This window comes from Streptomyces sp. NPDC052701, from assembly GCF_040678355.1.
Classification (GTDB): domain Bacteria; phylum Actinomycetota; class Actinomycetes; order Streptomycetales; family Streptomycetaceae; genus Streptomyces.
Genome location: NZ_JBFATO010000003.1, coordinates 235,632 through 247,873, shown reverse-complemented (window position 1 = coordinate 247,873; position 12,242 = coordinate 235,632). Strand labels below are relative to the sequence as shown.

Annotated in this window: 10 protein-coding genes; 9 read left to right on the top strand and 1 reads right to left on the bottom strand. The window is 71.6% G+C overall.

Translation table 11 applies throughout. The features are described 5' to 3' along the window. The first annotated feature begins 2 nt into the window (after positions 1-2). The 8 genes from murG to AB0L29_RS06110 all read left to right on the top strand — a co-directional run bounded on the left by murG (position 3) and on the right by AB0L29_RS06110 (position 7,186). Positions 3-1,100 (top strand): undecaprenyldiphospho-muramoylpentapeptide beta-N-acetylglucosaminyltransferase, encoded by a 1,098-nt coding sequence (gene murG, locus AB0L29_RS06145; RefSeq protein ID WP_365823838.1) that lies wholly within the window; start codon positions 3-5, stop codon positions 1,098-1,100. A gap of 25 nt (positions 1,101-1,125) precedes the next feature. Beyond that, positions 1,126-1,920: an FtsQ-type POTRA domain-containing protein gene (locus AB0L29_RS06140; RefSeq protein WP_365823836.1), complete on the top strand. Its 795-nt coding sequence runs from the start codon at positions 1,126-1,128 to the stop codon at positions 1,918-1,920. Between the two features lie 288 nt (positions 1,921-2,208). Then, on the top strand, positions 2,209-3,402 hold the full coding sequence (gene ftsZ / locus AB0L29_RS06135; RefSeq protein ID WP_365823834.1) for a cell division protein FtsZ: 1,194 nt from the start codon (positions 2,209-2,211) through the stop codon (positions 3,400-3,402). 10 nt (positions 3,403-3,412) lie between these two features. Beyond that, positions 3,413-4,141 carry a peptidoglycan editing factor PgeF gene (pgeF, locus tag AB0L29_RS06130; protein WP_365823832.1) on the top strand — a complete coding sequence of 243 codons (729 nt, stop codon included), beginning with the start codon at positions 3,413-3,415 and terminating at the stop codon, positions 4,139-4,141. A gap of 5 nt (positions 4,142-4,146) precedes the next feature. Then, positions 4,147-4,866 carry a YggS family pyridoxal phosphate-dependent enzyme gene (locus AB0L29_RS06125; RefSeq protein WP_365823830.1) on the top strand — a complete coding sequence of 240 codons (720 nt, stop codon included), beginning with the start codon at positions 4,147-4,149 and terminating at the stop codon, positions 4,864-4,866. 129 nt (positions 4,867-4,995) lie between these two features. Beyond that, entirely contained in the window at positions 4,996-5,637 is a 642-nt protein-coding gene (gene sepF, locus AB0L29_RS06120) for a cell division protein SepF (RefSeq protein WP_365823829.1), read from the top strand. Positions 5,638-5,696: 59 nt separating this feature from the next. Beyond that, positions 5,697-5,981: a YggT family protein gene (locus tag AB0L29_RS06115; RefSeq protein WP_030248691.1), complete on the top strand. Its 285-nt coding sequence runs from the start codon at positions 5,697-5,699 to the stop codon at positions 5,979-5,981. Between the two features lie 53 nt (positions 5,982-6,034). Further along, positions 6,035-7,186, top strand: coding sequence for a DivIVA domain-containing protein (locus tag AB0L29_RS06110; protein WP_365823828.1), 1,152 nt, complete (start codon positions 6,035-6,037; stop codon positions 7,184-7,186). Positions 7,187-7,386: 200 nt separating this feature from the next. Here the strand turns inward: AB0L29_RS06110 and ileS are convergent, their stop codons facing one another. Beyond that, positions 7,387-10,533 carry an isoleucine--tRNA ligase gene (gene ileS, locus AB0L29_RS06105; protein ID WP_365823827.1) on the bottom strand — a complete coding sequence of 1,049 codons (3,147 nt, stop codon included), beginning with the start codon at positions 10,531-10,533 and terminating at the stop codon, positions 7,387-7,389. 605 nt (positions 10,534-11,138) lie between these two features. Here ileS and AB0L29_RS06100 point away from each other — a divergent pair. Further along, the gene (locus AB0L29_RS06100) at positions 11,139-12,200 is read left to right on the top strand and encodes a TraR/DksA family transcriptional regulator (RefSeq protein WP_365823825.1); all 1,062 of its coding nucleotides are present in this window, start codon (positions 11,139-11,141) and stop codon (positions 12,198-12,200) included. Positions 12,201-12,242 lie beyond the last annotated feature (42 nt).

Here is a 12,242-nt window from a genome sequence, read left to right as displayed (position 1 = left end):
CGGTGCATGTCGTACTCGCCGGCGGAGGAACCGCGGGCCACATCGAGCCCGCGCTCGCCCTCGCGGACGCCCTGCGCAGGCAGGATCCGACCGTGGGCATCACGGCTCTGGGCACGGAGCGCGGCCTGGAGACCCGTCTCGTACCCGAGCGCGGGTACGAGCTCGCGCTGATCCCCGCGGTCCCGCTGCCGCGCAAGCCCACCCCCGAGCTGATCACCGTCCCGGGCCGGCTGCGCGGCACGATCAAGGCGACCGAGCAGATCCTGGAGCGCACCAAGGCGGACGTCGTGGTCGGCTTCGGCGGCTACGTCGCCCTGCCCGGCTACCTCGCGGCCAAGCGGCTCGGCGTGCCGATCGTCATCCACGAGGCCAACGCCCGCCCGGGCCTGGCCAACAAGATCGGCTCGCGCTACGCCAGCCAGGTCGCCGTCTCGACGCCCGACAGCAAGCTGCGGGGCGCCCGCTACATCGGCATCCCGCTGCGCCGCTCCATCGCCACCCTGGACCGGGCCGCCGTACGCCCCGAGGCCCGCGCCGCGTTCGGGCTCGACCCGAACCTGCCCACGCTGCTGGTCTCCGGCGGCTCGCAGGGCGCCCGCCGCCTCAACGAGGTCGTCCAGGCGGTCGCCCCCTACCTGCAGCAGGCCGGCATCCAGATCCTGCACGCGGTCGGCCCGAAGAACGAACTGCCGCAGGTGCAGCAGATGCCGGGAATGCCCCCCTACATCCCGGTAAGTTACCTGGACCGGATGGACCTCGCGTACGCCGCGGCCGACATGATGCTCTGCCGCGCGGGCGCGATGACCGTCGCCGAGCTCTCCGCCGTCGGGCTCCCGGCCGCCTACGTCCCGCTGCCCATCGGCAACGGCGAGCAGCGGCTCAACGCCCAGCCGGTGGTCAAGGCCGGCGGCGGCCTGCTGGTCGACGACGCGGACCTCACCCCGGAGTGGGTGCAGCAGAACGTCCTGCCCGTGCTCGCCGACCCGCACCGGCTGTACGAGATGTCCCGCGCCGCCGCCGAGTTCGGCCGCCGGGACGCCGACGACCTGCTCGTCGGCATGGTGTACGAGGCGGTCGCCGCCGGCCGTGCACACCGCTAGGCCCGTATGACGGAAGGCAGGGAGCGTGGCCGGATCGACCACCGCCGAGCGCGGGGAACGCCAGCAGAAGCCGTCCGGCCCGCCGCCCTTGCTGCGGTCGAGGCGGCGCCGCCTCCGGGCGGTCGTCCTCCTGGCCCTCGCCCTGGTCTTCCTGGGGACTCCGACGCTCTGGCTGCTGTACGGCTCGGCCTGGCTGCGCGTCGAGCGGGTCTCCGTGTCCGGTACCCGGGTCCTGGAGCCGGCCCGGGTGCGCCAGGCCGCCGGCGTTCCGCTCGGAGAGCCGCTGGTCTCCGTCGACACCGATGCGATCGAGGCGCGACTGCGCCGCGAACTGCCCCGCATCGACACGGTGGACGTGGCCCGTTCCTGGCCCCATGGAATCGGACTGGAAGTGACCGAGCGGACCCCGGTCCTCATGGTCCGGAAAGGCCGGAATTTCATCGAAGTGGACGATGAAGGTGTCCGGTTCGCCACGGTTTCCCGGGCTCCGAAAGGAGTTCCCGTCCTCGAATTGAGGGTGTCCCGGTCCGGCACCGCCGCCGCGAGTGCGCGCCGCTTCGGCGAGGACCGGCTGGCCCGGGAGGCGGTCCGGGTCGCCCGCGCCCTTCCGGCCGGGGTCGCGCACCGGACGCGGACCGTCCGGGTGCGCTCGTACGACGACATCTCGCTGGAGTTGGCCGGCGGCCGCACCGTCGACTGGGGCAGCGGCGAGCAGGGGGCGGCGAAGGCCCGTACGCTCACCGCCCTGATGAAAGCGGCGCCGGGGGCGGGGCACTTCGACGTCAGTGTCCCCACCGCCCCGGCGTCATCGGGGAGTTGACGCACATCCGCGCAGGCCAGCACCCTGGTTGGGCACCGCTACGGCTGATCACATAGGGTGAAAAGAAAAACGGGAGGTTCGGCGTGTTCGTTGAACGTGCGCCACTTGTCGACTTACTGTCCTGTTCAGGAGACTCCAGGGAACAGGCACACTGGTAACCCTAAACTTCAGGGTTAGGGTTCGGGTCGGCGATACGGACCGTCCCATTCGGCATCAGTCGTCGGGTCACAGGGCGCAGCGCGCCACGGTGATCCGGCGGCACGTAACTCGAGGCGAGAGGCCTTCGACGTGGCAGCACCGCAGAACTACCTCGCAGTCATCAAAGTCATCGGTGTCGGCGGCGGTGGTGTCAATGCCATCAACCGGATGATCGAGGTCGGTCTCAAGGGCGTCGAGTTCATCGCCATCAACACCGACGCGCAAGCTCTGTTGATGAGCGACGCCGACGTCAAGCTGGACGTCGGCCGCGAACTCACCCGCGGACTCGGCGCCGGAGCCAACCCGGCCGTCGGCCGCAAGGCCGCCGAGGACCACCGCGAGGAGATCGAGGAGGTCCTCAAGGGGGCCGACATGGTCTTCGTGACAGCCGGTGAAGGCGGCGGCACCGGCACCGGCGGCGCGCCCGTCGTGGCCAACATCGCACGCTCGCTCGGCGCTCTCACCATCGGTGTGGTGACGCGCCCGTTCACCTTCGAGGGGCGGCGCCGCGCGAACCAGGCCGAGGACGGCATCGCCGAGCTCCGCGAAGAGGTCGACACCCTCATCGTCATCCCGAACGACCGGCTGCTGTCCATCTCGGACCGCCAGGTGAGCGTGCTCGACGCGTTCAAGTCCGCGGACCAGGTCCTGCTCTCCGGCGTCCAGGGCATCACCGACCTCATCACCACGCCCGGTCTGATCAACCTCGACTTCGCCGACGTCAAGTCGGTCATGTCCGAGGCCGGTTCGGCCCTGATGGGCATCGGCTCGGCCCGCGGCGACGACCGCGCGGTGGCCGCGGCCGAGATGGCGATCTCCTCGCCGCTGCTGGAGGCGTCCATCGACGGCGCCCGCGGTGTGCTGCTGTCCATCTCCGGCGGCTCCGACCTCGGTCTGTTCGAGATCAACGAGGCGGCCCAGCTGGTCAGCGAGGCCGCCCACCCCGAGGCCAACATCATCTTCGGAGCGGTGATCGACGACGCCCTCGGCGACGAGGTCCGGGTCACCGTGATCGCGGCCGGCTTCGACGGCGGCCAGCCGCCGGCCCGCCGGGACAACGTCCTCGGCTCCTCCTCCGCCAAGCGCGAGGAACCGGCGCCGGTGCGGCAGACCGAGTCCCGCCCGTCCTTCGGCTCGCTCGGCAGCGTGACCCCGAAGGAGGACCCGGAGCCCGCGCCGGAGCCGGTGAACGACATCCCGGTCCCCCCGCCGGTCGCCCCGGCGCCGCGGACCTACGCGGACAGCGCGGCCGAGGAACTGGACGTACCGGACTTCCTCAAGTGATCCTTCTGACGTGATAGGACAGCGCGAGAGCGTGAGCGGCGCGCACTTCGCCTTCACCGACCGGTGGGGCGGGGTGAGCGCCGCTCCGTATGAGGAGCTCAATCTCGGCGGCGCGGTCGGCGACGACCCCGACGCCGTCCGCACCAACCGGGAGCTGGCCGCCAAGTCCCTGGGTGTCGAGCCGGAGCGGGTGGTCTGGATGAACCAGGTGCACGGCGCGGACGTGGCGGTGGTGGACGGACCGTGGGGCGACCGGCCGGTGCCGCGGGTCGACGCGATCGTCACGGCGCGGCGGGGGCTCGCCCTGGCCGTGCTCACCGCCGACTGCGTGCCCGTCCTGCTCGCCGACCCCGTGGCCGGGGTCGTCGCCGCGGCCCACGCGGGCCGGCCCGGCATGGTGGCGGGGATCGTCCCCGCCGCGCTGCGCGCGATGACGGACCTGGGTGCCGAACCGTCCCGGATCGTCGCCCGCACCGGACCGGCGGTGTGCGGGAGGTGCTACGAGGTGCCCGAGGCGATGCGCGCCGAGGTGGGCGCCGCCGAGCCGGCGGCGTACGCCGAGACGAGTTGGGGCACGCCGGCGGTCGACGTGGGCGCCGGCGTGCACGCCCAGCTCGACCGGCTCGGGGTGCGCGACCGCGCGCGGTCACCGGTGTGCACGCTGGAGTCGGGCGATCACTTTTCGTACCGCCGCGACCGCACCACCGGGCGGCTCGCGGGCTATGTCTGGTTGGACTGATGGGCATGACGGACCGCAAGGACGAACTCGCCGCGAACCTGGCGAAGGTGGAACGGCGGATCGCCGCCGCCTGCGAGGCCGCCGGACGCAGACGTGAAGAGGTGACCCTGATCGTGGTCACCAAGACCTATCCCGCGACCGATGTGCGGATCCTGTGGGAGCTCGGTGTGCGCCATGTCGCCGAGAACCGCGACCAGGACGCCGCTCCCAAGGCGGCCGCGTGCTCGGACCTGCCCCTCACGTGGCACTTCGTCGGTCAACTTCAGACCAACAAGGTGCGATCGGTGGTCGGTTACGCGGATCTCGTGCAGTCCGTCGATCGTTCCCGGCTCGTCACGGCCCTCTCCAAGGAGGCCGTGCGGGCCGGCCGCGAGGTGGGCTGCCTGATCCAGGTCGCCCTCGACGCGGGCGAGAGCGGGCGCGGCGAGCGGGGCGGCGTGGGGCCCGAGGGGATCGGGGAGTTGGCCGATCTCGTCGCCGCCTCCCCCGGGCTGCGGATCGACGGGCTGATGACCGTCGCGCCGCTCACCGGGGAGTACGCCGGACGCGAACGGGCGGCGTTCGAGCGGTTGATGGATTTGTCGACTGACCTGCGCCGGAGCCATCCGGCTGCCACCATGGTCTCGGCAGGGATGAGTGCGGACCTCGAGCAGGCCGTGGCCGCCGGGGCGACACATGTCCGCGTCGGCACCGCGGTACTCGGAGTCCGCCCCGGCCTCGGGTAACGTCGCCAGGAAGTCGGACCACAGCAGAAAATATGGTCATTGCCGCCGAAAGGCGGATTTATGGACCTCGTGGATCGCGGGCACTTGGCGGTCGTCAGCCGATCCACCACAGAGCGGAGGACTCAGAGCATGGCCGGCGCGATGCGCAAGATGGCGGTCTACCTCGGCCTCGTGGAGGACGATGGGTACGACGGCCGCGGATTCGACCCCGACGACGACTTCGAACCCGAACTGGACCCGGAGCCCGAGCGTGACCACCGACGGCACGAGCCGTCCCACCAGCCGCACGTCTCGCATCAGTCCCAAAGGGACGAAGAGGTGCGAGTCGTGCAGCCGCCCGCCCCGCGCGAGCCGATCGCCCGTGCCGCTTCGCTCCCCGCGGAATCGAGCCGCCCGGCGCGCATCGCGCCCGTGGCATCCATCACACAAGAACGCGCAAGTCTGGAGAAGAACGCACCGGTGATCATGCCCAAGGTCGTGTCGGAACGAGAGCCTTACCGGATCACCACGCTTCACCCGCGGACCTACAACGAGGCCCGTACCATCGGGGAACACTTCCGTGAGGGCACGCCGGTGATCATGAATCTGACCGAGATGGACGACACGGACGCGAAGCGACTTGTCGACTTCGCGGCCGGTTTGGTGTTTGGTCTTCACGGCAGTATCGAGCGGGTGACGCAGAAGGTGTTCCTGTTGTCGCCTGCTAACGTCGATGTCACGGCGGAGGACAAGGCCCGCATCGCAGAGGGCGGGTTCTTCAACCAGAGCTGAGACGCACCACCGGAAACAGCAGTACACAGCAGGGCACAGGGGAGAGGGAAGCACAGGCAATGAGCGTGGTCCTGGATGTCGTCTACATCGCGCTGATGTGCTTCCTCATCGTGCTCATCTTCCGGTTGGTCATGGACTACGTCTTCCAGTTCGCCCGCTCGTGGCAACCCGGCAAGGCGATGGTGGTCGTTCTGGAGGCCACCTACACTGTCACTGATCCACCGCTCAAGCTTCTGCGGCGGGTCATCCCGCCGTTGCGTCTCGGGGGCGTGGCGCTTGACCTGTCCTTCTTCGTACTGATGATCATCGTCTACATCCTGATCTCGATCGTGAGCCGGCTGTGAGCGATGTGAACTACGGTCTTGCCGAATGCCGACGACTACGTTGAGGTGAAGAGATGCCGTTGACCCCCGAGGACGTGCGGAACAAGCAGTTCACGACCGTCCGCCTCCGAGAAGGCTATGACGAGGACGAGGTCGATGCCTTCCTCGACGAGGTCGAAGCCGAACTGACCCGCCTGCTCCGGGAGAACGAGGACCTGCGCGCCAAGCTGGCCGCCGCCACGCGTGCCGCCGCGCAGAACCAGCAGAACATGCGCAAGCCTCCGGAGCAGCAGGACCAGCAGCAGGGCATGCCTCAGCAGGGCATGCCTCAGCAGGGCATGCCCCAGCAAGGCATGCCCCAGCAGGGCATGCGCGGTCCCGGCGCCCCCGTACCCGCCGGCATATCGGGCCCGCCGCAGCAGCAGATGGGTGGCCCCATGGGTGGTCCGCCCCAGCTGCCGAGCGGTGCGCCGCAACTGCCCGCCGGCCCCGGCGGTCAGGGTGGTCCGCAGGGTCCCGGTCCGATGGGCCAGGGCCCGATGGGCCAGGGCCCGATGCAGGGGCAGATGGGTCCGGGTCCGATGGGCGGCCCCATGGGCGGCCCCGGCATGCCCGGTCAGGGCCCCGGCGGCGACAGCGCCGCCCGCGTCCTGTCGCTGGCCCAGCAGACCGCCGACCAGGCGATCGCCGAGGCCCGTTCCGAGGCCAACAAGATCGTCGGCGAGGCCCGTTCGCGTGCCGAGGGTCTCGAGCGTGACGCCCGTGCCAAGGCCGACGCGCTGGAGCGGGACGCGCAGGAGAAGCACCGTGTCGCGATGGGCTCCCTGGAGTCCGCCCGCGCCACGCTGGAGCGCAAGGTCGAGGACCTGCGCGGCTTCGAGCGCGAGTACCGCACGCGGCTGAAGTCGTACCTGGAGTCGCAGCTGCGTCAGCTGGAGACCCAGGCGGACGACTCGCTCGCCCCGCCGCGCACTCCGGCGGCCGCGTCGCTGCCGCCGTCCCCGGCGCCGTCCATGGCTCCGGCCGGGGCGAGCGCGCCGTCCTACGGCGGCAACCAGGCGATGGGCGGCGGTCCGTCGCAGTCCGGTCCGTCCTACGGCGGTCAGCAGCAGATGTCGCCGGCGATGACCCAGCCGATGGCGCCGGTGCGGCCGCAGGGGCCGTCGCCGATGGGACAGGCTCCCTCTCCGATGCGGGGGTTCCTCATCGACGAGGACGACAACTGACGGGTTGTAGTACGGCGTAGACGTCGGCAGCGTTCAGGGCGAGGCCCCGGGTTCGGTCCCGGGGCCTCGCCCTTTCGCTACGCGCGTTCGCATGTCCCGGACGGTTGTTCCCCACGGGAGCGGCCGTGCGTACGCACGCGACGACGAAGGCCCGGTCCCGCCGGGAGCTCCGGCGGGACCGGGCCTTCGGTGCCGCGCGGCTAGGCCTTGCGCAGGCGGAACGTGAGCGACAGGCCCTCGTCCGTGAACGGCGAGCCGTAGGTGTCGTCCGCCTCGCCGCGGGCGAAGTCCGTCGCCAGCACCTCGTCGGCGATCAGGGCGCTGTGGTCGGTCAGGGCCGCGACGACCGCCGGGTCGGTGGAGGTCCAGCGCAGCGCGATGCGGTCGGCCACGTCGAGGCCGCTGTTCTTGCGGGCCTCCTGGATCAGGCGGATCGCGTCACGGGCCAGGCCCGCCCGGCGCAGCTCCTCCGTGATCTCCAGGTCCAGGGCGACGGTCGCACCCGCGTCGGAGGCCACCGACCAGCCCTCGCGCGGGGTTTCGGTGATGATGACCTCCTCGGGGGCCAGCGTGATCGTCTCGCCGTCGACCTCCACCGAGGCCGTGCCCTCGCGCAGGGCCAGCGACAGCGCGGCGGCGTCCGCGTTCGCGACGGCCTTGGCCACGTCCTGGACGCGCTTGCCGAACCGCTTGCCCAGCGCGCGGAAGTTGGCCTTGGCGGTGGTGTCCACCAGGGAGCCGCCCACCTCGCTCAGCGACGCCAGGGACTCGACGTTCAGCTCCTCCGTGATCTGCGTGTGCAGCTCGGGGTCCAGGGTCTCGAAGCCCGTCGCCGCGATCAGCGCGCGCCGCAGCGGCTGGCGCGTCTTGACGCCGGACTCCGCGCGCGTGGCGCGGCCCAGCTCGACCAGCCGGCGGACCAGGACCATCTGCCTCGACAGCTCCGGGTCGATCGCCGACAGGTCCGCCTCCGGCCAGGAGGACAGATGGACGGACTCCGGGGCGCCCGGGGTGACCGGAACGACCAGGTCCTGCCACACCCGCTCGGTGATGAACGGGGTGATCGGCGCCATCAGCTTCGTGACCGTCTCCAGCACCTCGTGCAGCGTGCGCAGAGCGGCCCTGTCGCCCTGCCAGAAGCGGCGGCGGGAGCGGCGCACGTACCAGTTGGACAGATCGTCGACGAACGCGGACAGCAGCTTGCCGGCGCGCTGGGTGTCGTAGCCCTCCAGGGACCGGGTCACCTGGTCGGTCAGCGCGTGCAGTTCGGACAGCAGCCAGCGGTCCAGCAGCGGGCGGTCGGCCGGGGCCGGGTCGGCCTCGCCCGGCGCCCAGCCCGACGTGCGGGCGTACAGGGCCTGGAAGGCGACCGTGTTCCAGTAGGTCAGGAGCGTCTTGCGGACGACCTCCTGGATGGTGCCGTGGCCGACGCGGCGGGCCGCCCACGGGGAGCCGCCGGCCGCCATGAACCAGCGGACCGCGTCGGCGCCGTGCTGGTCCATGAGCGGGATCGGCTGGAGGATGTTGCCCAGGTGCTTGGACATCTTCCGGCCGTCCTCGGCGAGGATGTGGCCGAGGCAGACGACGTTCTCGTACGACGACTTGTCGAAGACCAGCGTGCCGACCGCCATCAGCGTGTAGAACCAGCCACGGGTCTGGTCGATGGCCTCGCTGATGAACTGCGCCGGGTAGCGGGACTCGAACAGCTCCTTGTTCTTGTACGGGTAGCCCCACTGCGCGAACGGCATCGAGCCCGAGTCGTACCAGGCGTCGATGACCTCGGGCACGCGCACCGCTTCGAGGGAGCAGCCCTCGTGACGGCAGGCGAAGGTGACCTCGTCGATGTACGGGCGGTGCGGGTCCAGGCCCGACTGGTCGGTGCCGGTGAGCTCGGTGAGCTCGGCGCGGGAGCCGACGCAGGTGAGGTGGCCGTCCTCGCAGCGCCAGATCGGCAGCGGGGTGCCCCAGTAGCGGTTGCGGGACAGCGCCCAGTCGATGTTGTTGTTCAGCCAGTCGCCGTACCGGCCGTGCTTGACCGTGTCCGGGAACCAGTTGGTGTTCTCGTTCTCCTGGATGAGGCGGTCCTTGATCGCCGTGGTGCGGATGTACCAGGAGGGCTGCGCGTAGTAGAGGAGTGCGGTGTGGCAGCGCCAGCAGTGCGGGTAGCTGTGCTCGTAGGGCAGGTGCCTGAAGAGCAGGCCGCGCTGCCGGAGGTCCTCGGTGAGCTTCTCGTCCGCCTTCTTGAAGAAGACGCCGCCGACCAGCGGGAGCTCCTCCTCGAAGGTGCCGTCGGGGCGGACCGGGTTGACCACGGGCAGGCCGTAGGAGCGGCAGACCTTGAGGTCGTCTTCACCGAAGGCGGGGGACTGGTGGACCAGACCCGTACCGTCCTCGGTGGTGACGTACTCGGCGTTCACCACGAAGTGGGCCGGCTCCGGGAACTCCACCAGCTCGAAGGGGCGCCGGTAGGTCCAGCGCTCCATCTCGGCGCCCGTGAAGGTCTGGCCGGTGGTCTGCCAGCCCTCGCCGAGCGCCTTGCCGACGAGCGGCTCGGCGACGACCAGCTTCTCCTCGCCGTCGGTGGCGACGACGTAGGTGACCTCGGGGTGCGCGGCGACGGCCGTGTTGGACACCAGGGTCCAGGGGGTGGTCGTCCACACCAGCAGGGCGGCCTCGCCGGCGAGCGGGCCGGAGGTGAGCGGGAAGCGGACGTAGACGGACGGGTCGACGACCGTCTCGTAGCCCTGGGCCAGCTCGTGGTCGGACAGGCCGGTGCCGCAGCGGGGGCACCAGGGGGCGACGCGGTGGTCCTGGACCAGCAGGCCCTTGTTGAAGATCTCCTTCAGCGACCACCAGACCGACTCGACGTACTCCGGGTCCATGGTCCGGTAGGCGTCGTCGAGGTCGACCCAGTAGCCCATGCGGGTCGTGAGCTCGGCGAAGGCGTCGGTGTGGCGGGTCACCGACTCGCGGCACCGGGCGTTGAACTCGGCGATGCCGTACGCCTCGATGTCCTGCTTGCCGGAGAAGCCGAGCTCCTTCTCGACGGCGAGCTCGACCGGCAGGCCGTGGCAGTCCCAGCCGGCCTTGCGGGCCACGTGGTAGCCGCGCATGGTGCGGAAGCGGGGGAAGACGTCCTTGAAGACGCGCGCCTCGATGTGGTGGGCGCCCGGCATGCCGTTGGCCGTGGGCGGGCCCTCGTAGAACACCCATTCGGGGCGGCCCTCGGACTGCTGCAGGCTCTTGGCGAAGATCTTCTGCTCGCGCCAGAAGTCGAGCACCGCGTGTTCGAGCGCGGGCAGGTCGACCTGGGCGGGCACCTGGCGGTACTGCGGCTGCGTGTTCAACGAGCTTCCTCCGGCGGACGTGCTGCCTTCCGTCGGAGGGACGAGAGCCGTGTCGATCCGTGCGCCGCCTTCGGCGCGCTCCCGCGGTACCACCCTCCTTGGCCCTCCGGCGCACGGCACGCGTCGGCGAGCCCCCTCATTGGGGTCGCGATGCCGGTTCTACTCGCCCGCGCCGGGGCGTCTCCCGGCCGGGCTTTCTTCCGGCGGCTCCGGGGTGATCTTCACGTCGCGCTCGCCCCCGGGCTCACACCGTCCCCGGGTCGCTCTGGGCTGCGTACGCCGCTACTCGTCCCCATCCACGCTTTTCGCTCCGCCCAGTGTACGGCGCCGCGCGGGCGGCGGCCGACCGGATTCCGGACGCCCGGGGACGGGGCGCCGCACGGCGCCGCGTGACCCGAACGGCGAGGGGCGCGCGTCCGGATCCCAGGACGTCCGGCCCGGCGGATTACCCGGCGGGGAGCTGGGCACAACGGATGCATGCTGGCCGCGCGCGTCCGCGGGGCGGGCGAATCGGGTGGTGTGCCCCGTTGCCGCGGGACTCGAGTCGATTTATCGTCCCAGCACGATGCGCGAGCAAGATCACCATATGTGAAGGGGCCGCGGCCATGGTGGCGAAGAAGACCGCCGCACAGCAGTCGGCGTCCGGCAGGTCCGCGAGCGCCGAGGCCTCCGGCGGTGATCGGGCGTCCGGTGGTGCGGCCAGGGGCGCGGGCGGGAAGAGGAGCACGCGGGGAGGGACGGCGGCGCGGGCCGGGAAGGCGGTACGGGGGGCGGCCGCCGGGGCGGAGGCGCCGGAGGCGGCCTCCGCGCAGGGGGCGCCTTCGAAGAGGAAGGCGGGGACCGAGGGGGAGGGGAGCGGGAAGACGGCGGCCGGGAGGACGGGGAGCACCAAGGCGGCCGGGAAGGCGGCGTCCGGCAGCGCCGCCGGGGCGAAAAAGCCCGCCGGGAAGACCCCGGGCCGGGAACCGGCGGCCGGCGAGGGGGCCGCGGCGCGGAAGCCGGGCGGTCGGGCCCGGGCGGTGGGCGCGCGGGAGGGCGCCGGGCAGGACGGCGGGGCCGAGGGCACCGCCGGCGACAGCGCGGTCGAGCGGGGCACCACCAGGACCAGCGCGGTCACACAGGACACGGCCGGGAGCGGTACGGCCAAGAAGGCGGGCGCGGCCGAGGCCGCGCAGCAGACGGGAGCGACGACGGTGGTTGCGAAGAAGACTCCTGGCACGGCCACGGCGGCGACGACCGCCGTTCCGAAGGCACGGGTCGCCGCGGCGGAGCCGGGCGAGCTCGCGGTGCGTCCGGGCGAGGACCCCTGGACGCCGGAGGAGGCCGAGGAAGCGCGGGCCGAGCTGCTGTCCGAGGAGGCGCGGCTGCGTGAGGAGATCACCTCGTCGGAGCGGTCGCTCGCCGGCCTGATGCGGGACTCCGGCGACGGCGCGGGCGACGACCAGGCGGACACCGGCACCAAGAACATCACGCGCGAGCACGAGCTGGCGCTCGCCGCCAACGCGCGCGAGATGCTCACCCAGACCGAGCGCGCCCTGGAACGCCTGGACGCGGGCACCTACGGCCTGTGCGAGAACTGCGGCAATCCCATCGGCAAGGCCCGCATGCAGGCCTTCCCGCGGGCCACCCTGTGCGTGGAGTGCAAGCAGAAGCAGGAACGCCGGTAGCGGCCGCCGCCGGGGGCCGCCCCCGGCGGCGGGCGGGGCTCG

Bases quoted from the DNA above. Each gene is read 5' to 3' on its own strand.
- AB0L29_RS06125 (WP_365823830.1), top strand. From the start codon at position 4,147: ATGACGGACCGCAAGGACGAACTCGCCGCGAACCTGGCGAAGGTGGAA.
- sepF (WP_365823829.1), top strand. From the start codon at position 4,996: ATGGCCGGCGCGATGCGCAAGATGGCGGTCTACCTCGGCCTCGTGGAG.
- AB0L29_RS06115 (WP_030248691.1), top strand. From the start codon at position 5,697: ATGAGCGTGGTCCTGGATGTCGTCTACATCGCGCTGATGTGCTTCCTC.
- AB0L29_RS06110 (WP_365823828.1), top strand. From the start codon at position 6,035: ATGCCGTTGACCCCCGAGGACGTGCGGAACAAGCAGTTCACGACCGTC.
- AB0L29_RS06100 (WP_365823825.1), top strand. From the start codon at position 11,139: ATGGTGGCGAAGAAGACCGCCGCACAGCAGTCGGCGTCCGGCAGGTCC.